The organism is Bacillus sp. C1, from assembly GCF_054570475.1.
Window position 1 is genome coordinate 52,643 of sequence record NZ_JBTMZT010000008.1, and the last position, 20,811, is coordinate 73,453.

The window sequence follows — 20,811 nt, forward strand, 5'->3', positions numbered from 1 at the left end:
GATTAAGAAACATGGGGGAACTTTTCACTTTTTAATCGATAAACCATATACAAGCGTTTCACTAGGAGTCGTAATACTAAAACCTGTCGTTTTATAATCAAGTTTTAATGTATCGCCGATATAGTCTTTTGTAAAATCATCCATTTGAATGATAAGCTGTGTATCTTCATAAACAACTTCATTTGCGTTATATTCATCAAAAATTAAATCAACATCAACAAATATACTACAAGAATTCGTCATCGTGCCTCTAATACGTATGATGTTTTTGTTAGTAGCGTTGAGTGTATGTAGTACTGCTTTTGCATCATCAGTTACGCGAATGTTCATAGAATCCCAACCTTTGTCTATATTTCTATTCTATTATTGCAAAAACATGGGGAATAGGGAAGTAAAGGGATTCAATGAATGATAAGCAGAGAGGGATCACGATTTGAAAAGTAAGGATGGAACTGTAAATGTTTGTGCTAAACATAACTCGTCATCACTTATTTTCTCAACTTCTTGATACTTTATCTCATTCTTTTGGTAGAACTTTTTCCAGAAGTTCACCGCTGTTGTATTGTTTTTTAATTGCATGACATAATAAGTTCCTTTGTACTGTTTTAAAAGTTCTAAAATTGATAGCTCTGCTATCTTTTTTCCGCGGTACGCTTTTAATAGGAAAAAATCGTTAATGCAGAAGTCTGTTTCAGGAGCTGTGAATGGTGATTTCGCGAATAGTAGAAACCCGACATATTTTTCTTCATATACAATGAAGTAAGGCGAAAGCTCTTCACGTTTACAAATAAGTTCAAAAGCATCAAATTCAAAAAATCCATTTTCATTTGGATGAAGGGTAGGGGAGAATTCGGATAAATCATGTAAATATAGAGCATAGAAATTTTTTAATATTTCTATTTGCTCTGTAGAAGCAGCTTCAAGGGTAATGTTCATTTTAATCCCGCCTTTTGTAAAAATAACTCCTTTGTAATCTGAAAGTACAGCATACCTTCATACTCTTGGAGAGATTCCTCTAAGTTTTGCACAGTTTCTTTAAATTGAAATCCAAGCTTGTCTAATACATGAATAGATTTTTTGTTTTCTGGGAAGACAGAAGCGATGATCCTTTCTAGCCCAATTACTGAGAACGCATATTGCAAAAGAGCAGATGTCGCTTCGGTGGCATAACCTTTTCCCCATGTATCAGGAGAGAGTGCATAATATAGTTCAGTTGAAGTTGGTTCAAAGTCCGATGGTCCTAATCCGCAATAGCCGATTAATTTTTGAGGAGACTTTTCTATAATAGCAAGGTTAAATTTAGCAATATGATTTACAGAGTTTATTTTATTCATGTCGATGCTCCAGTAAATAATATCTTCAATTTCTTGAAGAGAATAAATCGGTTCTGGAATATAGACATTTACTTCAGGCTGTTTTTGTAATTCGTATAGGGCAGATGCATCGTGGATCCTATACGGACGTATATGTAGTCTTTCTGTTTCAATTTGAGCATTTATAAACATGTCGCACCTTCTTTATATTTAATTTCTTACATGTAGTACACCATTCGACATAAAAGGGATATATCCTTTGAATGTGAACTATAAACAAAAAAGTCAGCAAACATCGTTGTGTTTGCTGACCCGTATCATTTAAAGTTCACATTTATCAAGAGGAATGACTTTTGTTTTCTTTGTAAATTTATATCCTAACCAAAGCGCAAGGAACAGTGGTAAACCAATATAAGAAACGAGTACACCGTTCCAGTCGATAGATTCGCCCATAAATGCACCATAGTTTTGTCCAAGAATAACAATTACGCAAAGTGAAAATGCAAAGATTGGACCAAATGGGAACCATTTTGCTTTATACGGTAAATCATTTAAATCTTTCCCTTGTGCGATATAAGCTTTTCGGAAGCGATAATGACTAATTGCAATTCCGACCCATGCAATAAACCCAGACATTCCAGAGGCATTTAATAACCAAATATATATAGCACCGTCGCCAAATAGGGAAGCTAGGAAAGCGGCGCAGCCAACTACGGAAGTGGCGATTAATGCATTAACAGGTACGCCGCGGCTATTTAACTTACCTAAAAATTTTGGTGCTTTTCCTTGTCTTGCTAAATCCCAAAGCATACGAGTTGAGGCGTACATGCCTGAGTTACCAGCAGATAAAACGGCAGTTAGAATAACGGCGTTCATGACAGAAGCGGCAAATGCAACACCTGCTTTTTCAAAGACAAGCGTAAATGGACTTACTGTTACGTCACTTGCGGCAAGACTTTCGGTTGTATAAGGGATCAATAGACCGATAACAAGAATCGCAAAGATGTAGAATAATAGAATACGCCAAAAGATGGATCGAATTGCTTTTGGAATACTGCGCTCTGGATCGGCAGTTTCACCAGCAGCTACACCTAATAATTCAGTTCCTTGGAACGAGAAACCAGCAGCCATAAATACACCGATAATTGCCATGATGCCACCGTTAAATGGTGCATCCGCAACAGTGAAGTTTTTAAAGCCAACAGGTTCACCGCCCATAATGCCAAAAATCATCATAAATCCAACGATTAAAAAGATAATAACAGTAACTACTTTAATAAGTGCGAACCAATATTCTGCTTCACCAAACCCTTTAACAGATAAGTAATTTAAAAGAAACATAATGATTAAACAAAGACCACTCCAAATTAAAGAGGGGCTATTTGGGAACCAAAACTTCATAATTAATGTTACGGCTGCAAGTTCAGCGGCAATCGTAATTGCCCAGTTATACCAATAATTCCAGCCGAGTGCAAATCCAAGTGACGGATCAACAAATTTTGTTGCATATGTGCTAAAAGATCCAGCGACAGGCATGTAAGCTGCAAGTTCTGCTAAGCTTGTCATTAAAAAGTAAACCATAATTCCGATTGCCGCATATGCGAGGAGAGCTCCGCCAGGCCCTGCTGTATGAATGACACCACCGCTAGCAAGAAAGAGTCCGGTACCAATTGTACCGCCGAGAGAAATCATCGTAAGGTGACGAGATTTTAATCCGCGTTTTAATTCACCTTGTCCTTGTGTAGATTGTTTTGTAGAGGTAGCTTGATCAGCTATGCTATTCATGTTCAACACTCCTTTTCTTGTAAGATTAGGAAGGAACGGGGAGAAAAGTACAAAAAACCGCCAAAGGAATTTGGCGGAATGTTTCACAAATAACCACCCCATCATACCCTTCCGTTAAGATAGCACCCCACATTTACACGGTATTTTGTAAACGTGACAGTTCTGTTCCTATTCGAAGACAGCCCCAGTCTATATTTCCAGAGAAGAAACACAAACTTCGGCAGCATTTCCTTTCAAACGGAATCATTGACATTCTCTGTGTCTCAGCCGTCCTACTAATAAAAGCCGCAACCTCTACCTCATCGGATTGATGAGGATTTATTCATTGCTATGATTTTTAATATATGGCAATTGTAATTAGTTTCTGAAAATATTGCAAGGAATTTTTGTAGGAAAATATCAAAACCAATCGGTTATTGTATAGGAAACGTTTTCAAAACTCCGCCCGAACCTACTTTCTATGTAAAAAAATGAAGAAAAAATTGTTATACAAATGTTTCGCAAAAAGATATGGAAATTCCTCTAAAATTAAAAGAAAATTCAGAAAAATAAATTCGACATTATTTATAAGCAAAGTAAAGAGTGCTAAACAAACTAAAAAAGGTAAGCAAATGATACATTTGCTTACCTGGCTATTTCACAACTATTTTTGTTTTATCCCGCTATTTGCGGGTAGTAAGACTCCTACCTCAAAATTCAGTGATGCCCGTAAAAGCCCGATTCGTGAGGGCTAATAATCAGTGGGGGATGAAGAAAACCGCCATTGATTAACATTTCACTTTATGGCAAAATTTGCTTTTGTCCAGTGGTATATCCAACATTTTGTTTTGCCGATTCGGCATGATTCCGAACTGAAATGAAAAGTGCAATAATAACGACAAGGCCTACCGCAATATAGGAAAGGTTAATAATTGTTGGATCCACTTTAAATGATGTAAGTAGGGTACGGATATTTGTAAAAATAATGAGTCCACCAACGAGTACACCAAGTAAATGCGAAGGCACAATTCGCACTAGCCATGCAGCGATTGGGGCTGCAATAATACCGCCGAGCATAAGCGCAAATACCCAAAACCAGCTTACTTGTTCCCAGCCTAATGAAATGAAAAAGCCGATTGTTGCAGCTAAAGATACTGGAAATTCACTTGTATCAACGGAGCCAATGACTTTTCGTGCTTCATTTCCTCGTGCAAGTAGTACTGGTGTTGTAATTGGTCCCCAGCCGCCTCCGCCAGTTGAATCAACAAACCCAGCAAACAACCCAAGTGGTATAAGTTGCTTACTAGACATACGCTTATTAGATTTAATAATCTGTTTTTGAATAATAAATCGCAATAAAATGTAGACACCTAAAGTGAACAAAAAGAGTGAAATGTACGGCTTAATTACATCTCCAGGTAAGTTGCTTAAAAAACAAGCACCAACAAATGCACCGATCGCACCGGGCAATGTCAGTCTTGAAACGGTATATTTATCAACATTCCCAAAACGAATATGAGATACGCCAGACGCTGCAGTCGTAACAACTTCAGCTAAATGAACAGATGCGGAAGCGACGGCAGGTGCAATGCCAAACATTAATAATAATGAAGTGGACGTTACGCCGTACGCCATTCCAAGTGCTCCATCAATCAGTTGAGCAAAAAAACCAATAATAGCAAAGATAATTAATTTCTGCATATAAAATCCCCCTGTAATAATAAATGAAAAAGGCTCTTTTCTCGTGTGAGAAAAGAGCCTTTGGTTTTTCCAATCAGCTTAATTTCAATTTTTTATTATTATAATGCATATTAATCATATAAATCAACTAGGTTTTTAATAATTTTTAAAATTGAATGAAATGAAAGAATAATTATATAATAGAGAGATGAAAATAAGAGGAGGGGAAAATCATGTTAGCATTTGATCATATCGTTCATGCTGCCAAGTGCACACCGAAAGAAGCAGAAAAACAAATGGAGGAACTTGGATTCCACACTGTGCAAGGTGGCGAGCATACAAACTGGGGAACGTGGAATAGCTTATGTTATTTTGATTTATCGTATATTGAATTTTTAGCAGTGCAACATGAAGAAAAAGCAATACAAGCGGATAATCCACTCGTTCGAGAAACTGTAGAGAAATTGCAGAAGGGAGAAGGAATCCTTCAAATTGCTCTTCGCACGGATCATATCGAAGAGCTAGCTGTAAAGCTTGTGGAAAAAGGATTGCAAGTAAAAGGGCCACTCGAAGGAAAGCGGATGAGAAATGATGGACACCTTATAGAATGGAAAATGTTATTTGTGGAACAAGAAAGAGAAAATCCGAAATTTCCTTTCTTTATACAGTGGGAAGAATCTGATGAGAATAGAAGGTTAGATTTACAAAACGTAGGCGTCATTGCCCCGCACAGTAACAATACAAAAGAAATACAGAACATATATTACGCTGTGAAAAATGTGCGAGAAATTGTAGAGAGATGGAAGGAGATTCTTGAAGTACAAGTAAGCCATTCCGAAGTTCATAAGGAATGGAATGCACGTTGTCAAAGGATATTACTTAAAAATGTAAACATCCAATTTTGCGAACCAATCGGTGAAGGTTTTGTCCAGGAACAGTTAGTGAAGTATGGGGAATATCCTTTTGCGATTGAACTGCAAGGAGTGAATAAGCAGAAGAGTGAAAAACAAGTGTTAGGTAGTACGTACATATATTAACCGGGGGAATCTATATGAAAGATGTATTAAGAGCATTAGAAAAACAGTTAAATTGGCCTCGCATTGTAAAATGTACTGCTATCCCAAAAGGTTTTTCATTTGATGAAAAATATAAAATTGAGCTCGAAAATGATCAGCATTATTTTATAAAAGTATGCGATATTTCAACGAGTGAACGTAAGCGTGAAGAATATGAATATATGAGTCGTTTTCAATCATTCGGAATACCAATTCCCAAACTACTTCATTTTGTAAATATGATTAACTTAAATCGATGTGTACAAGTGTTTGAATGGATTGAAGGAGAAGATGGGGAAGATATACTTCGTACATTGACTGAAAAAGAGCAATATTTAGCGGGCAAAAGGGCGGGAGAAGTATTAAAGACAATTCATACCGTAAAGAAAAATAATGTAGAAGAGTCTTGGGAAACGTATCGGTGGAATAAATACGAGAGATACTTGCAAGCATTAGAAGAATATAAGACTGATTTTATCAATCTAAAGTCGGTGTTAAACTTTGCGGAAAATCATAAACATTTATTGCGCGGTCGTCCGATCGTATTTTTACATGATGATTTTCATCCAGCGAATATTATGATTCATCGGAAAGAATTTCGAGCTGTCATTGACTTTGCGAGATTTGATTTCGGAGATCCGATCCATGACTTTTACAAAATGTCTTTGTTTACAGTTGATATAAGTATACCATTTGCAGTTGGACAAGTTCACGGGTATTGCGGCGGGGAACCATCCCTTCACTTTTGGAAATTATATGCATTGTATGCGGCGATGATTTTTCCGGCGGATATTGTATGGGCAAATCGAATCACACCTAATTTGCTAGATGGAATGAAAATGAGGTTAAGAAGGATTGCAGAAGAACATAATGATTTTACGTCTTATATCCCAAGTTGGTATAAATCTTTTAATAAAGATATAATAAATATAGAATAATAGGAGGTGCCCATATGGATAAAATAGCAGTTATTTCAGATATTCATGGTAATATGCCTGCGCTAGAGGCAGTTCTTGAAGATATAAAATCAAGAGGGATAGAACAGATTATTTGTTTAGGTGATTTAGTAGGAAAAGGGCCACAGTCTAGTGATGTAATTGAGCGGATTCGGAAAGAATGTGAGCATGTTGTAATGGGAAACTGGGATGATTTTATCACAAAACCGACCGAATTTGAGACGCTGAAGTGGCATCAAAGTCAGCTGACAGAAGACCATGCGGATTATTTAAGAGGGTTACCATTTTCAATTGAGTTTATCATGAGCGGAAAACTCATTAGAATGTTTCATGCATCACCTCGAAGCTTATACGAAAGAATTCAGCCGTATGCTTCAAGAGAAGAACGCATAAGCATGTTTGAAAATAGTAATCTTACAGAAAATATAGAAGGTGAAAGAAAGCCAGATGTCGTTTGTTATGGAGATGTTCACCAAGCATATGTGCAAAGTTTTAGGGGGAAAACATTATGTAATGCTGGGAGTGTAGGGAATCCGCTTGAGATTACACAAGCTTCCTATTTGATTTTTGAAGGGGTATACGGCCAAAAAGAAGCAGCGAGTTTTTCCATTCAACTTGTTCGCGTTCCATATGATATTGAACTCGCGATACAGTTAGCGAAAGAAGTTGACATGCCGGAACTTGATGCATATATTCAAGAATTGACTACAGCTAAGTATCGAGGGTTCAAAAAATAGATTTATGTATTTGAGACGGTGTAAAAAGCGCTTCTAAAATAAAGAGTCATTTACAAAAGGGGTGAGTTTCTTTGTGGGAAGAAACAAATGCAGAAATTCTTGAAGTTGCATTTTCAAGGTATGTTTTCGGCAATGAGTTCACACAAGGAAATTATAGGAGAAGAATAAAAGTAACAATTCAATTCACCTTGAAAAACGGAGAAAAAGTAATTGCTACAAGGAAAGTTTGGACATATGCAAAAAATAGATGGATGTTTGAAAAGGGAAAGTGGGTATCTATTTTTTATAAAACGGATAATCCTAAAAATTTCAAATTAAAATATAACATTTAAAAGTGAATATTACCGTGTATGTATATATTTATTTTTAAATGTATCGTATAATTATTTTATACATAGAATTTTCTGGGAAATTAGGAGGTTATTGTATGAATAAAAACTTTAGGATCTTAATGAAAATCACACCGCCTCTAAGTATATTCTTCATCATAATTGGCGTAACCCTTGGAGTAATAGGAGCGTTGGATCATAATATAAAAACAATAACTGGATCACTATTTATCATTGCACAAGCTGTACTTGCTCTTGTATATACGAAGAATTTTAAGAAAATATGGGGGCAATAAAATCAAAAAGACTGGACTCATATCCAGTCTTTTTGATTAAGTACAGACTTATTTATACGCAAGCATTCTGTTCGTAAATTTGTTAGTTAATTTTCTGCTTATCCTGGCTATACACTTCAATTGTATACAAATCATTTTCAATCCATTTTTGTGCTTGCTTTGTTGTAAGTAAAGCATCAATTTCTTTTTCAATCTTCTTCCCGAATTCTTTAGCTTTTGAATCAGTATTATTTATAGGAGTATATATAACAAACGGAATAGGTTGGTCCAATTCTATATAAGCTCGCATTCCAAAATCTTTGTATCCTTTTTTCTGGAACAATTCCTCATAGATATAACTGTAAATATTGCTCCATCTGTTCTCTATTTTTACGATGTCCATATTTCTTTGACTAACGTTAATCGTATACGGTTTAATGTCTTGGTTCTTGAACTGAGTATTAATCTCTTTTTTTAACTGACGTACATTTACAGTATCAGCTATTTCTAGATATACGATTCTTGTTGTGTCCTCCATGGAAGCACTAAGAAAGTCTTTTTCATTCACCGAATTTACAACAATGTCCATCACTTTTGCATCTTCACTTTTTGGTTCTTCTAGTTCACTTTGTTGACAAACATATAATAAAAAGATTAAGGAAAGAAGCGAAAATAACCTTGTTCCCTTTTGCATCTCAATCCCCTTTCTGTTTATTCTTTTTATATTATTGAATAATATAAATCTAGTGTATAACCTTGATTCATCTAAAGTAATGAACCACTTTCAATTTAGAATTCTGCAATATAAATAAGAATCCTCTTTATTGTAAATGAATGTTTAAAGGCTTTGCTTCAGTCAAGAGGGAGAGCAACTAGCAAAAAGCAAAAAACGACTGGTGGGAGCTAATAATCAGTGAGGAGGAAAAATCCCCACTGGTTCATGTCTTACTTTATCTTTCACAAACCTTAAGAGCAGCGTGTAAACGAGAAATCCCTTCCTCAATTTGATTCATATCTACTTTCCCATATGATAAACGAATATAACCATCTTTTGCTCCGAAAATACTGCCAGGCATAAAGGCTACTTGTTGTTTTAAACTTTGCATAATCAGCTGTTTTTCGTTAATAGGGTCTTTTAATTTTCCCCATATGTAAATTCCACCATTTGGGTTTGAAAAAGAAATTTCATCTTGAAGATAGGAGTTTAAAGCATCGACAAGTGTATTTCTTTTGTGGGCTAATTGAGTTCGTAATTGTTTCATATGCACATCAAAAGGGACAGTTTCAAAAAATTGTTGCATGAGCCACTGAGGGAATATGCTCATTCCTAATTCCATTTGGTGCCGTGCATCTGACAACCTTTCTATTACTGACTGCGGGGCGACAAGCCAACCGATTCGAATCCCGGGCGCAATCATTTTGGATAACGAATGAACATAGATGACAGTTCCGTTCTCATCAATGGACTTCAAAGTTGGACAAGGCTGCCTGTTTTTTAGTGTTAGTAAACTGGATGGATCATCTTCAACGATTGGAATGCGTAAGTCTGCACAGAGTGATAACAATTTTTTTCTCCGATTCGGATGAAGCATTGTACCTGTTGGGTTTTGGAAATTTGGATTTAAAAAAATCATTTTAATTCGGTGCTTCCGATATAGCTCTTGTACGTCCTCTGGGTTGATTCCATGTTCATCAACAGGCAATGGAAAAATCCGAATCCCTGCTGATTGAAAGAGAGGTAATGAATAACAATGTGATGGGCTTTCAAAAGCAACTGCATCACCGGGATTTAATAAACATTGAACGATAAGATGAAGTGCTTGTTGTGCCCCAGAAGTAATCATAATCGACTGTTCGGTCGCTTCAATCTTTAAGTAATCTTTCATATATTGCGCTGCCGCTTGTCTTAATGGTAGATAGCCTTGTGGATGATCATAGCTAAGTGATTGCGTTAAAGGTTGCTTATGTAAAATATTTTGCAACTGCTCATGTGGAAATAGATTACAGCCAAGTTCTCCATTTGCGAAATCAATGATATCTTTATTTTGCTGTACTTGTTCGCGAATATGGCGAAGCAGTGGTAAATTCGGTAAAAAAGTACCGCCTTCTACGAATCCCCTCCAGTTTGGCGTTAATGTAGGAGAAACGCCCCACATATGTGTGCTCACACGTGTGCCTCTTCCAGTTGTGCTGTCCACAATTCCCATAGCACGCAGTTCATTATAAGCGGTTGTAATTGTACTCCGGTTCACATTCAGTTGGATCGCTAATTTTCGTTCCGAAGGGAGAAAACTACCAGGAGGAAGCTCTCCATACATAATGCGCCTTTCAATAAAATCAACAACTTGTTGATAAATTGGAATCTTACTGTCAGTATCTAACTTCCATTCCATGTATAACGTCCCCTTATTCTTTATCTAGTCTTATTATAACAAATTGGCTGGGTGAAAAAACAGCCAATTGGACGGTGTAGCATCCAGCCAATTTTACTATGCTAAAGTAGTGAAAGGGGAGATTCGGATGAAACGATGGCAAATGGAATGGCTCCTAATATCAGTTGCTTTAGTATGGGGAGCGAATTACACAATCGGAAAATATGGAGTGGCGTACATGTCATCCATTCAATTTAATAGCTTACGATTTTTAATTGCATCTCCGGTATTATTAGTGATTACATTTTTTATGGAACGGTCGTTACGTATTGAGAGAAAAGATTGGCTGAGGTTATTAGCCGTTGGAATAGTTGGCACAGCGCTGTATCAAACATTATTTATGTTATCTGTAAAATACACTTCAGCAACAAATGCATCTTTATTAATCGCAATGTCACCTATCTTCACCGGGATTTTAGCAGTATTACACAAACAAGAGCGTTTTTCGATGAAAATTCAAATCGGTTCTTTATTATCATTTAGCGGGGCAGCACTTGTATTGTTAACTGGGCAGACGAATCAATCTACATATGAGTATGCTTGGCTTGGAAACGTAATTGGATTAGTCGCGTCGATTGCTTGGGGCTGGTATCCGATTCTTGCGCAGCCGCTTATTACAAAATATTCAGCAATGCGAGTGACAGCTTGGTCTACATTCATTGGCATTGTGCCACTTGTAATATATTGTTTATGTAACACAAATACATTAACGTGGCCAACAGATACATTAAGCTGGGGGTCATTAGGTTATTCGATTTTATTTGCGACAGTCTTTGGACTAGCAATGTGGTATGTTGGTATTAGTAAAATGGGATCAACAAAAGTAATGGTCTATATGTATCTTGTACCATTGTTTGCAGTTATTGTTGCGGCTGTAACAATTGGAGAAAGAATCAATATGATGCAATTACTTGGCGGACTTGTTATATTTATCGGTTTATATGTTGTGAAAAAAGGAGCGGTAAAAAAGCCAGCTTTCAGTTTGAAAAAAGTGAGTTAATGTGAAGAAGGGGCTGTCCTAAAATAGAAAAATTCTTCTTAAGGTAGACAGATTAAAAAATCTGTTTTATCTTAAGAAGAATTTTTCTATGTCAAAGAAACGTTATCCTTCTGATTTTAAGTTAGAAGGATGACCACTTTACCGTCTAGATGCAGTGGGTAGAAAAAGGGAAGTAAACAAAAAATAACCCCAAAATCAACATGTATTGTATTTTGGGGTTACTTTACGTTTACTTTTCATCGATTAAATTTTTCAATTTGTCATTTTCATTTAAAACTAAATTTCGGTTTAAAATCACCTTTATAAGGTTCATGTTCAACGAATACAGTTATGTCTTTGCCATCTTTATCTTTACCAGTTCTTTTATACGTAAATTTATTATTATTCAGTTCGGTAAGTTCAAGAGCAGCACCATACTTATTCGTTCCAATTGAAACATGAGCTCTTATTTTATTTTCATGTACAATATCGAAGTAGCCATAATCACCGCGGCTTTTGCCTGTTTCAATATTGAAAAATTCATATTTATTAGTCTTTCCATCAAATTTTGCCAGACTTATAAAATTCGAATTATACTTTGTCACATCATTGCCATCTTCATCTAATACCTTTGTTCCGTTCCAAAGGGTGCTGCCTAAAATTTTATCTCCATCAACGTTTTTAACAATATTTCCTGTAGTAGTGTTCAACTGCTTGTCCGGATCAGTAAAAGAAAGCTCTTTTTCTTTATATGGAACATGTTCAACAAATACCTCTACATCGTTGCCCTTAGCATCTTTTCCCATTCTTTTATAAGTAAAAACATTTTTATTTAGCTTTGTCATGTCAACAATAGCTTGATAATTCATTGATTCTGAAATTAATATTCTTTTCTTCCCATCATTTGTGATAAAGAATGTTCCTTTATCGCCACGACTGTTACCTGTCTTAGCATCAAAAAATTCATATCTTCCTGATTTTACATCATATTTCGCTAGACCAATGAAGTTTGCATTCTCTTTTGTTAAGTCATTATTATATTTGTCATATACTCTTGTACCTTGCCAATTTGTACTACTAAGAGTTTTAGCCATTTCCTGTCCTTTGGTTAACCTATGTTCCTTTTTAGTCTCTTTAACACCTGACGCTTGCCCATGTTTACTATGATTTTCTTGAGCGCTAGCGCCGCTGTAACCTGTGAATACTAATGTGAATCCGAGTACTATTGATGATATTGTTTTTTTGTTCATTTTGTAGCCTCCCCATTTATATTTTGTATTTAGACTGTGTTATCTCGTCTAAACCTATAGTAGTACTTAATTGTAAACTCCCTCTAAACAATTTCTTAAAAAAAGATAAACTTATCTGTAATTTTTTTTATGTTTATCTAAAGAAAGGGGTTTTACGTGTTTCGTGCAAAATAACCTTAATCTACTGTTCCAGAATACCCGAAAAATAATTTTTTAGGTAAGCGTCAAATAGTAGGTTGATAGTAGTTGACGTTTATCCTCTAATAATTGCATGATGCAAGCGGCATTCCCGTGTTATGGACAGCTTTATTTCAAAATGAATGCATTGGAATGTAGTTACATTCATACGAGTAGCTTTAATGAATGAATGAATGAAAAAGAGACCGGATTAGTCATAAGAGTCGGTTCATCTTTTTTATCCTCTGTGATTTGCGACATTTTTGAAAATATGAAATAAGATATAATAATATCTTATTGATAGTTTCCCGTCGTTTGATCAGGGCTCATCGTTAGTAGGCGTAGATAAAAGAATGAAGAAAATGTAAAGTAAACCATACCACTGGTTCTAAAAAATACATATGCTGTGGACCTGTTAAGATACATATCGTTATGCAAAAATGATAACAAGGGGGTTAAGGAAGTGTTTCATGATTTTAAGCTTATGGGTGATCGTCCTGTTTATATTCAGTTAAAAGATTATGTAAAGAAAATGATTATGAAAGGACACTTGCTGGAGCACCAGAAGCTTCCATCTACCCGAGAATTTAGTAAATTATTGTCGGTCAGCAGAAATACTGTTCTTACTGCTTACGCAGATTTAGAACAAGAAGGTTTGATCTATGCAATTAAAGGAAAAGGAAATTTTGTAGGGAAAGTAAAAACATCCAAAACGCCATCCATTGAGTTGAACTGGAAAGAAAAGATAAATGAAGTAGCTTTGTTAGCTGATGAATTAGATTTAATGAAGCACGGTGTTCGCTGGGAAAAAGGGATGATTTCATTCAACAGCATTGCCCCAGATGAGAAGCTGTTTGATGTTGAAAATTTTAAAAGGGCTTTTCTGAATCGGATGTCCATTGAAGGAGATATCATTTTGAACTACGGCTATGCAAAAGGTTATAAACCTTTAATTGATTACCTCCTTCATTATATGGAAATGAAGGGAGTAGATATTTCCAATAAGGATATTCTGATTACGAATGGCTTTACTGAAGGGCTGGATATTTTATTGTCTGCTATAGGTAAAAAGTCCGGGCGTATTATTTGTGAAAATCCTACTCACCATGCCGCATTAAAGCTTTTTCGATTGCATGGATTTGATGTACACGGGATAGATATGAAAGAGGATGGGATTGATATTGAGCAAGTTGAGAAACGTTTATCGGAAATGGATTTTGACCTTGCATATGTAATACCGTCTTATCATAATCCGACCGGGATTGTTACATCCTCAGAAAAAAGGACTGAAATGATGAACCTTTTTTCAAAGTATCAAGTTCCTATCGTGGAAGATGGATTTAATGAGGAGTTACGTTATTCAGGTTCCCATTTAGCGCCATTATTGACTTTCGCTGGATGTGGCAACAATGTAATTTATATTAGCAGCTTTTCAAAAATTCTATTTCCAGGATTACGTGTTGGATGGGTTTTAGCAGATAAAGAATTAATCCACTATTTAGAAAGTGTAAAGAGAGCGCGAACGATTCATACATCTACGCTGGATCAGGCAGTACTGTATCAATATTTGCATGATGGGTATTTCGAGAAATATTTAAAGAAGGCGAAGTCAGTTTATAAGAAAAAATATGACATTGCTGCCCATGCTTGTCATCAATATATTCCTTTCCAAAGAATGACTGGAGATGGAGGACTTCATCTTTTTATAGAGTTAGAAAAAGGAATGGACGCGCGTACACTTTTGAAAAAATGCTATGAAAAGGGCGTCGTATTTTCTCCGGGAGACGTCTTTTATACGGATGGAAGGGGAAGTAATACGTTTCGATTAGGTTTTTCCCGTTTAAAAGAAGCGGATATTCTAAAGGGAATTAAAATAATTGGTGATACTTTGAAAAATGAAAGTGGGAGCTGAAAAAATGAGAGTTGGCGTAATTATGGGGGGCGTATCCTCCGAAAAGCAAGTATCCCTCATGACTGGGGAAGAAATGATGGCACATTTAGATAAAAGTAAGTATGAAGTTGTGCCGATTATACTACATGACAAAAAAGAGCTTATTGAAAAAGTGAAAAATATTGATATTGCTTTGTTAGCGCTCCACGGAGAATACGGAGAGGACGGTACGATTCAAGGTACATTAGAAACGCTAGGTGTTCCTTATACCGGAAGTTCTATGCTATCAAGCGGTATTTGTATGGATAAAAATATTACGAAAAAAATGATTCGCTATGAGGGTGTTCAAACACCAGATTGGATTCACGTTTCGAATAGGGAAGAACTTCAACTGGATGAATTAAACAAAATGGGATATCCGTTAGTAGTAAAACCAAATTCTGGCGGTTCTAGTGTAGGAGTAAAACTTGTATACGATAAAGATGCTTTATTATTATCGCTTGAAGATGTCTTTAAATGGGATTCTGAAGTCGTAATTGAAAAGTATATAAAAGGTGAAGAAATTACATGTTCTATTTTGGATGGGAATCTTTTACCGATTATTTCAATTCAGCATACTGCCGAGTTCTTTGACTATCATGCGAAATATGATGATGCTGCTACGATTGAAGAAATTGTAGAACTTCCAGTCACAACGCAAAAGCGCGTTGCTGAGGCTGCGATGGCATGCTATCAAGCATTAAAATGTAGTGTCTATGCTAGAGTGGATATGATGATAAAAGATGGAATTCCATATGTGATGGAAGTGAACACATTACCAGGGATGACAAAAAATAGTTTACTACCTAAAAGTGCTCATGCGGTAGGGATTTCCTATAGTAAGCTATTAGATATGATTATTGAAACGTCTGTAAAGGCGAGACGAAGTGAAGGTTTTTAATAGAAATATAATCAAAGTAAAATAGGAAGTTAAGGAGAAAGTATGATTTTTGACTTCAATTTTAAAGAGTGCGTTTTGATGAACTTTTTAAATAGACTAAACTAAAAAGAGGATATTATGTTCAATATATGAGCATATATCCTCTTTTCTTATACATATTAGATTAGTTATACAGATATTGAAAATATAGTTTAGTATGTATATAATATTCCGAAAAGTGCGTATACTCAAGGCGGAGGACGTAGCCCATAGCGGGAGGCGTAGTGAGGTCTTTAGACCGATCGTTAATATTTTTTAGGGGTGAAGTGCGATGAGGGTACAAGAGGTTCTCATAGAAAATAACAACAAAAGATACATATTACTGGATCAAGAAGGGTTCCCTGTAATGCCTGTTATGAAATATATGGTTCTAATTAACATTTTTGCACCAGAACCCGATTGTGGAATAAGAAAGGAGATTACATATTAGTCATATAAAATATGTAATCTCCTTTAATTTATTTATCTTTTTTTAATTTAGGTCTTGATAAAATCTTTTTTCAAAACGCACTCTTTTTTGTTTATTGATGCAATGTTCATGAAGCAGTACCCTAAAGCAACATGAAATATAGTCTCATTTTATTTGCGAGAGGCTATTTTTTTAGTGGCTGACTTAATAAAATCGAAAATAAAAAAGGAATATTAAGGAAGTGATCCAATACGATAAGTATAATGCTATGTGATTGGAGGAGTAGAAACATGATTAATCGAAAATGCTCACGCTGTAAGGAGATTACTGGAACAGTACATGGTGGGAAAAAGGTAAAAGATGAATTTTTATGTGAAGAATGTTTGCAAAAAGGAATAGAAAGCGGGGAAATTAATTTATCACAAGTAGAAGAAAAAACTTCGTATCTTTCTATAAAAATATTAAAAATACTGAGTGTGATCTATTTGCTAGCTTCTATTGGTACGACCTTTTTTTCAGGCTCTTTTATCCATAACACTCCCGGGCTATTTGAAGTTTCAGTCGCAGGATCGGGCGTAGTAGGAATCATTTTGATAGGTTCTATTCTTCAATCGTTGCTTATTTTTTGCGCAATTTGGGTATTTATCATTTTAGTAGAAACGGTGATTAAAATTTATGAAAATATGAAGTGAAGAGGTATATGGGAATGGTTTTTAATCCTCCAAGGCGCATTGATTACATAAAATGTGTTTTGGGGGATGTTTGTGATTGAAGTAGAAATTTCATTTTATGAAGACCTTACCTCAAGATTTAAAGGAAACGAATATGATAATAGCGTTTATCTATTATGTTTTCACCGGATTTTATGATTGTATGATTATTTCTATATTGATTACAGAACCACTACATTTAAAAATGTTTTTCAATTTATTTTAGCGTGAATGGTGTGTATATTATTTATAAGCTTTTCATGGAGATGAATATAGAATGATTTTGTGGACTAGTAAATATTTGTATGTACCTAGCAATTAGAAGTGTTGATAGATTGGGAAATAATAGAAAGAGAGGGATAGCAAAATGAAAGTCAGACATATCCAAGGGGAAGATTATGTAACGATTCATTCCGTACTTAATGAGTGGTGGGGCGGGAGAAATATGGCAGATATGCTGCCAAAGTTATTCTTCGTTCACTTTCGAGAAACGAGTTTTGTCATTGAAGAAGACGGAGAGATGTTAGGATTTTTATGTGGATTTTTGTCGCAAACGTATGAAAATGAAGCGTATGTTCATTTTATTGGAGTAAATCCAAATTATAGAAGAAAGGGAATTGCCTCAACACTTTATTCGTATTTCTTTGATGCGGCACGTGCGAATAACCGCCATGTTGTAAAAGCTGTAACATCACCAGCGAATAAAAGATCTATTCAGTTTCATCAAGAAATTGGATTTGAAATTGAAACAGGTGATGAAGAAATAGATGAAGTATCTGTGCATACAAATTATGATGGTGATGGCGGAAGTAGAGTATTGTTTGTGAAGAGAGTATAAATAATGATAAATGCTATAAAGGTTGTTTGAATTAAAACTCCTCAAATCAAGCTTCCATGCCCACTTCTAAAAGATTTTCTACATAATGTGATGCATGTCCATTCCAATCTGTTCGTTCTGAATAAAATAGTATGAAAAGATCCTTTGAAAAGAAATGGTCATGTTTCATCGCAGAAGAAGTGTGGGGGAAGGAATTGAAAAAATCTAAATCAGTAAGAGTAGAAAATCAAGTGTACTCAAATCGAGTGCTAAGATCAGAATTTGATCGTCACTAGAAAACTTGCCTTTCTGAAAGCGGCTATGTGATCTATACTGCTACAGCGGATGATGCGGAAGTAGAAGTTTTACTTTCCGATGGTTCGCGCAAACTACTAATATTCGAAAAGCACGGAGAAGTAATAGTAGGTGGCGGGGGAACGAGCCACTACAGTAAGCCACATGTTGCTATTAATTTGTAAGTTATGCTTAATGAAGTATAACTTACAGATTGAGAATCCTTTTGAATATTGTAGATGAAGAGAAGTGTTATGGTGGCTGGGATATGTTGTTTATGTTGAAGACAAATTACTTTATAAAGAAGCAATCTTGCTTTAACGATTGAATCGATGCAATATGCAAGAGCGAAAATAAAATCATTATTACTTAGAAAGAAGGTGGACGAAAGTTCACCTTCTTTCTTTCTGTTCAGTTAACGTTTTAAAGTTAATAAGTACGTATGTTTATTGTTGTAACAGGTCTTTGTTCGTTAACGAGGTGCTATCGCATTCTTTAACGGAGTATGAATAAAACAGCAGCAATTTTTTCATCATCCCGTAACTTTTTAAGTGAGAAAATCGTTAAATTAAATGAATGCTAATTTATAGATTATTAAAATGAATGGGGGAAAATTATGAAGGTCCTTATATTAGGAGGTACTCGCTTTTTAGGAAGAGCTTTAGTAGAAGAAGCGTTGAAAAGGGGGCATGAAGTTACTTTATTTAATCGTGGCACGAATAAAGAAGTATTTCCTGAAGTGGAACAACTAATCGGTAATAGGGACAGTGATGTATCAGTCTTAGAAAATCGAAAATGGGACGTTGTAATGGATACATGTGGATTTGCTCCTCATCAAATTAAAAAAATTGCTGCTGCACTTGGAGACAACATCGAACATTATACGTTTGTATCAAGTCTCTCTACTTATAAAGATTGGATTCCGCTTCATATTAAGGAAGACTATCATTTACAGCCTATGCCACCTAGTGATAAGTTGCAAGCGGTTGAGATAGGGGAAATATCTCCTTATGAACATTATGGAGCGTTGAAAGTTTTATGTGAGGAAGAAGCAGAAAAGCATTGGCCGGGGCGTGTTTTGCATATAAGGGCAGGACTTCTTGTTGGAGCATTTGATTATTCGGATCGACTCCCGTACTGGGTTCAGCGTGTAATGCAAGGTGGAAAGGTAATGGTACCGGGGCATTCAGACCGTCCTGTGCAATTGATTGACGTAAAAGATGTAGCAACTTGGGCATTCAATATGGCAGAAAACAGAATCGTAGGTAAGTTTAATGTAACAGGACCGAATGATGAATTGACGATAGAAAAACTATTAAATACTTGTAAAGCAGTAACAAATAGCGATGCTGAGTTTGTATGGGTAGAAGAGAAATTTCTACTGGAAAATAAAGTACAGCCTTGGACGGAGATGCCTTTATGGATTCCTAAATCTTTTCCGTTAGAAGGAGAAACAGAACCGTGGAAAGGTAGTTTTTTTATTAGTATAGAAAAAGCTGTTAACGCCGGGCTTTCTTTTAGACCGATTGAAGATACCATTTGTGATGTGTATCAATGGGGGAAATTGAGAGAAGATACAGAGCGAAAAGCGGGGATATTAAGAGGGAGGGAGCGGGAATTGTTAGAAATTTGGTTTCAAAAAGAGAAATTGTGATGAGGGTATATATGTATCAAGCAGTTTGTAATGAAAATTAGATTTGAAAAATTCACTTTTGCCCCGTTCTAAGATTAGGCGGGGTTTTACGTATTTCGGGATTTAAAACCAAATAAATGTAAAGTAGTTTTTTAATAAAGTTTAAATTTATATACTATTCCCAGACTAGGAGTCATTTTGATTGTATATAAAGAAAAGTCGAAAAACTCTAAATATATACTTGAATGAAGTATATATTTTTGTTAAATTTATCCTATGGACAGAACAAGCTTAATTAAAGGTCATTTAGAGATGTGTGTATTATCAATTTTGTCGAGGGGAAAAAGCTATGGATATGAAATTATGAAGGAGTTAGAAAAACACAATTTAAAATTGAAAGGAGTAGGGAGTATTTATCCTATTTTAACGAAGCTGAAAGAGCAAGAATGGGTTCATACGTATCGTGAAATGACAGAAAGCGGAAAAGTTAGAGTTTATTATGAAATGAACGAGAAAGGGAAAATACATCTTCAGAAAAAAATTAATGAGTGGCTGGAGTTACAACAGGATATAAAATCCCTATTGCAAAGTGGTTGGAAGGGAGAGGATTTAGAATGAATTTGAAATTAAATATGGAAGAAACACAATTTTTAAAGGAAGTTCTCGAAGAATTAAAACAATACAAAGTAAGCTCAAAGAACAGAAAAATGATTAAACAGCAAATTTTAGAACATATACAAGAATGCCGGGAACAAGGTCAAAATAGTATAAGTGACTTAGGAGATGCAACGACATTTGTTAAAGATTTTTTAGAAATGAATGGGATAGATCTTCATTCTGAAATAAAACAAATACGAAAATCGAAAAGTAAAAAAGGAAATTTATTTGTGATTGGATTCTTTACTTCCATTTGTACTTACTTCATTTCACAACTTCTACTCTCTATGTTTTTAACAGAGTCATTTCATCCATTACACACCAATCATTCATTTAATTATAATATCTTATATCAAATATCAGATGATTCATGGTGGAATTCTCTACTTATCATCATTAGCATGACTACCTCTGTGCTCATTTCTATGCTAGTAGTACTTTATATACGGAAAATTAATATAAGTAGGTGAAAGT

At 35.3% G+C, this 20,811-nt stretch carries 21 protein-coding genes, 2 pseudogenes and 1 riboswitch; of the genes and pseudogenes, 15 read left to right on the forward strand and 8 right to left on the reverse strand.

Features of this window, described 5'->3' with window-relative positions; all coding sequences use genetic code 11:
* Positions 1-24: 24 nt before the first annotated feature.
* The 5 genes from ACX5JI_RS19250 to ACX5JI_RS19270 form a co-directional block, all read right to left on the reverse strand.
* On the reverse strand, positions 25-330 hold the full coding sequence (locus ACX5JI_RS19250) for an iron-sulfur cluster biosynthesis family protein (protein ID WP_459502636.1): 306 nt from the start codon (positions 328-330) through the stop codon (positions 25-27).
* A gap of 96 nt (positions 331-426) precedes the next feature.
* On the reverse strand, positions 427-936 hold the full coding sequence (locus ACX5JI_RS19255) for a GNAT family N-acetyltransferase (protein ID WP_459502638.1): 510 nt from the start codon (positions 934-936) through the stop codon (positions 427-429).
* On the reverse strand, positions 933-1,505 hold the full coding sequence (locus ACX5JI_RS19260; protein WP_459502639.1) for a GNAT family N-acetyltransferase: 573 nt from the start codon (positions 1,503-1,505) through the stop codon (positions 933-935). Before ACX5JI_RS19260 ends, ACX5JI_RS19255 begins: the two co-directional genes overlap by 4 nt.
* A gap of 129 nt (positions 1,506-1,634) precedes the next feature.
* On the reverse strand, positions 1,635-3,098 hold the full coding sequence (locus tag ACX5JI_RS19265) for an amino acid permease (protein ID WP_459502640.1): 1,464 nt from the start codon (positions 3,096-3,098) through the stop codon (positions 1,635-1,637).
* Between the two features lie 112 nt (positions 3,099-3,210).
* Positions 3,211-3,403, reverse strand: a riboswitch (Lysine riboswitch).
* A 475-nt stretch (positions 3,404-3,878) separates the two neighbouring features.
* Positions 3,879-4,778, reverse strand: a complete 900-nt coding sequence (locus ACX5JI_RS19270) for a sulfite exporter TauE/SafE family protein (RefSeq protein WP_459502641.1) — start codon at positions 4,776-4,778, stop codon at positions 3,879-3,881.
* 212 nt (positions 4,779-4,990) lie between these two features.
* Here ACX5JI_RS19270 and ACX5JI_RS19275 point away from each other — a divergent pair, with 212 nt between their 5' ends.
* The 5 genes from ACX5JI_RS19275 (at position 4,991) to ACX5JI_RS19295 (ending at position 8,130) form a co-directional block, all read left to right on the forward strand.
* A complete protein-coding gene (locus ACX5JI_RS19275; protein WP_459502642.1) occupies positions 4,991-5,794 on the forward strand; it encodes a VOC family protein in 804 nt (267 codons plus the stop codon).
* A 14-nt stretch (positions 5,795-5,808) separates the two neighbouring features.
* Entirely contained in the window at positions 5,809-6,750 is a 942-nt protein-coding gene (locus tag ACX5JI_RS19280) for an aminoglycoside phosphotransferase family protein (protein WP_459502643.1), read from the forward strand.
* A gap of 14 nt (positions 6,751-6,764) precedes the next feature.
* A complete protein-coding gene (locus ACX5JI_RS19285; protein WP_459502644.1) occupies positions 6,765-7,505 on the forward strand; it encodes a metallophosphoesterase family protein in 741 nt (246 codons plus the stop codon).
* A gap of 71 nt (positions 7,506-7,576) precedes the next feature.
* Positions 7,577-7,837 (forward strand): hypothetical protein, encoded by a 261-nt coding sequence (locus tag ACX5JI_RS19290; RefSeq protein ID WP_459502645.1) that lies wholly within the window; start codon positions 7,577-7,579, stop codon positions 7,835-7,837.
* Between the two features lie 95 nt (positions 7,838-7,932).
* Positions 7,933-8,130, forward strand: a complete 198-nt coding sequence (locus ACX5JI_RS19295; protein WP_459502646.1) for a hypothetical protein — start codon at positions 7,933-7,935, stop codon at positions 8,128-8,130.
* 82 nt (positions 8,131-8,212) lie between these two features.
* Here the strand turns inward: ACX5JI_RS19295 and ACX5JI_RS19300 are convergent, their stop codons facing one another.
* Positions 8,213-8,803: a DUF4030 domain-containing protein gene (locus ACX5JI_RS19300; RefSeq protein WP_459502647.1), complete on the reverse strand. Its 591-nt coding sequence runs from the start codon at positions 8,801-8,803 to the stop codon at positions 8,213-8,215.
* A gap of 256 nt (positions 8,804-9,059) precedes the next feature.
* Positions 9,060-10,502: a MocR-like pyridoxine biosynthesis transcription factor PdxR gene (gene pdxR, locus ACX5JI_RS19305; RefSeq protein ID WP_459502648.1), complete on the reverse strand. Its 1,443-nt coding sequence runs from the start codon at positions 10,500-10,502 to the stop codon at positions 9,060-9,062.
* Between the two features lie 127 nt (positions 10,503-10,629).
* Between pdxR (ACX5JI_RS19305) and ACX5JI_RS19310 the strand changes: the two genes are divergently transcribed.
* Positions 10,630-11,541 (forward strand): DMT family transporter, encoded by a 912-nt coding sequence (locus ACX5JI_RS19310; RefSeq protein ID WP_459502649.1) that lies wholly within the window; start codon positions 10,630-10,632, stop codon positions 11,539-11,541.
* A gap of 266 nt (positions 11,542-11,807) precedes the next feature.
* Here the strand turns inward: ACX5JI_RS19310 and ACX5JI_RS19315 are convergent, their stop codons facing one another.
* Complete coding sequence (locus tag ACX5JI_RS19315; protein WP_459502651.1) at positions 11,808-12,770, reverse strand: DUF4822 domain-containing protein; 963 nt, start codon at positions 12,768-12,770, stop codon at positions 11,808-11,810.
* Positions 12,771-13,410: 640 nt separating this feature from the next.
* On the opposite strand from ACX5JI_RS19315, the gene pdxR (ACX5JI_RS19320) reads away from it, so the two are divergent.
* The 9 genes and pseudogenes from pdxR (ACX5JI_RS19320) to ACX5JI_RS19360 all read left to right on the forward strand — a co-directional run bounded on the left by pdxR (ACX5JI_RS19320) (position 13,411) and on the right by ACX5JI_RS19360 (position 20,807).
* Entirely contained in the window at positions 13,411-14,859 is a 1,449-nt protein-coding gene (pdxR, locus tag ACX5JI_RS19320) for a MocR-like pyridoxine biosynthesis transcription factor PdxR (protein ID WP_459502652.1), read from the forward strand.
* Between the two features lie 4 nt (positions 14,860-14,863).
* A complete protein-coding gene (locus ACX5JI_RS19325; protein ID WP_459502653.1) occupies positions 14,864-15,778 on the forward strand; it encodes a D-alanine--D-alanine ligase in 915 nt (304 codons plus the stop codon).
* A 310-nt stretch (positions 15,779-16,088) separates the two neighbouring features.
* A pseudogene (locus ACX5JI_RS19330) lies at positions 16,089-16,217 on the forward strand (tyrosine-type recombinase/integrase); the annotation flags it as partial.
* Between the two features lie 299 nt (positions 16,218-16,516).
* A complete protein-coding gene (locus tag ACX5JI_RS19335) occupies positions 16,517-16,918 on the forward strand; it encodes a DUF3980 domain-containing protein (RefSeq protein ID WP_459502654.1) in 402 nt (133 codons plus the stop codon).
* A gap of 385 nt (positions 16,919-17,303) precedes the next feature.
* Positions 17,304-17,774: a GNAT family N-acetyltransferase gene (locus tag ACX5JI_RS19340; protein ID WP_459502656.1), complete on the forward strand. Its 471-nt coding sequence runs from the start codon at positions 17,304-17,306 to the stop codon at positions 17,772-17,774.
* Between the two features lie 194 nt (positions 17,775-17,968).
* A pseudogene (locus ACX5JI_RS19345) lies at positions 17,969-18,232 on the forward strand (hypothetical protein).
* A gap of 431 nt (positions 18,233-18,663) precedes the next feature.
* Complete coding sequence (locus ACX5JI_RS19350) at positions 18,664-19,701, forward strand: NAD-dependent epimerase/dehydratase family protein (protein WP_459502657.1); 1,038 nt, start codon at positions 18,664-18,666, stop codon at positions 19,699-19,701.
* A 255-nt stretch (positions 19,702-19,956) separates the two neighbouring features.
* Positions 19,957-20,298: a PadR family transcriptional regulator gene (locus ACX5JI_RS19355; protein ID WP_459502658.1), complete on the forward strand. Its 342-nt coding sequence runs from the start codon at positions 19,957-19,959 to the stop codon at positions 20,296-20,298.
* Positions 20,295-20,807 carry a hypothetical protein gene (locus tag ACX5JI_RS19360; RefSeq protein ID WP_459502659.1) on the forward strand — a complete coding sequence of 171 codons (513 nt, stop codon included), beginning with the start codon at positions 20,295-20,297 and terminating at the stop codon, positions 20,805-20,807. The genes ACX5JI_RS19355 and ACX5JI_RS19360 overlap by 4 nt, the downstream gene beginning before the upstream one ends.
* Positions 20,808-20,811 lie beyond the last annotated feature (4 nt).

Excerpts from the sequence above, each read along its gene's own strand:
- ACX5JI_RS19260 (WP_459502639.1), bottom strand. The coding sequence starts at position 1,505 with ATGTTTATAAATGCTCAAATTGAAACAGAAAGACTACATATACGTCCG.
- ACX5JI_RS19315 (WP_459502651.1), bottom strand. The coding sequence starts at position 12,770 with ATGAACAAAAAAACAATATCATCAATAGTACTCGGATTCACATTAGTA.
- ACX5JI_RS19285 (WP_459502644.1), top strand. The coding sequence starts at position 6,765 with ATGGATAAAATAGCAGTTATTTCAGATATTCATGGTAATATGCCTGCG.
- ACX5JI_RS19255 (WP_459502638.1), bottom strand. The coding sequence starts at position 936 with ATGAACATTACCCTTGAAGCTGCTTCTACAGAGCAAATAGAAATATTA.
- ACX5JI_RS19275 (WP_459502642.1), top strand. The coding sequence starts at position 4,991 with ATGTTAGCATTTGATCATATCGTTCATGCTGCCAAGTGCACACCGAAA.
- ACX5JI_RS19360 (WP_459502659.1), top strand. The coding sequence starts at position 20,295 with ATGAATTTGAAATTAAATATGGAAGAAACACAATTTTTAAAGGAAGTT.
- ACX5JI_RS19340 (WP_459502656.1), top strand. The coding sequence starts at position 17,304 with ATGAAAGTCAGACATATCCAAGGGGAAGATTATGTAACGATTCATTCC.
- ACX5JI_RS19300 (WP_459502647.1), bottom strand. The coding sequence starts at position 8,803 with ATGCAAAAGGGAACAAGGTTATTTTCGCTTCTTTCCTTAATCTTTTTA.
- ACX5JI_RS19355 (WP_459502658.1), top strand. The coding sequence starts at position 19,957 with ATGGACAGAACAAGCTTAATTAAAGGTCATTTAGAGATGTGTGTATTA.
- ACX5JI_RS19265 (WP_459502640.1), bottom strand. The coding sequence starts at position 3,098 with ATGAATAGCATAGCTGATCAAGCTACCTCTACAAAACAATCTACACAA.
- ACX5JI_RS19250 (WP_459502636.1), bottom strand. The coding sequence starts at position 330 with ATGAACATTCGCGTAACTGATGATGCAAAAGCAGTACTACATACACTC.
- ACX5JI_RS19335 (WP_459502654.1), top strand. The coding sequence starts at position 16,517 with ATGATTAATCGAAAATGCTCACGCTGTAAGGAGATTACTGGAACAGTA.
- ACX5JI_RS19350 (WP_459502657.1), top strand. The coding sequence starts at position 18,664 with ATGAAGGTCCTTATATTAGGAGGTACTCGCTTTTTAGGAAGAGCTTTA.
- ACX5JI_RS19310 (WP_459502649.1), top strand. The coding sequence starts at position 10,630 with ATGAAACGATGGCAAATGGAATGGCTCCTAATATCAGTTGCTTTAGTA.
- ACX5JI_RS19295 (WP_459502646.1), top strand. The coding sequence starts at position 7,933 with ATGAATAAAAACTTTAGGATCTTAATGAAAATCACACCGCCTCTAAGT.
- ACX5JI_RS19280 (WP_459502643.1), top strand. The coding sequence starts at position 5,809 with ATGAAAGATGTATTAAGAGCATTAGAAAAACAGTTAAATTGGCCTCGC.
- pdxR (WP_459502648.1), bottom strand. The coding sequence starts at position 10,502 with ATGGAATGGAAGTTAGATACTGACAGTAAGATTCCAATTTATCAACAA.
- ACX5JI_RS19270 (WP_459502641.1), bottom strand. The coding sequence starts at position 4,778 with ATGCAGAAATTAATTATCTTTGCTATTATTGGTTTTTTTGCTCAACTG.
- ACX5JI_RS19325 (WP_459502653.1), top strand. The coding sequence starts at position 14,864 with ATGAGAGTTGGCGTAATTATGGGGGGCGTATCCTCCGAAAAGCAAGTA.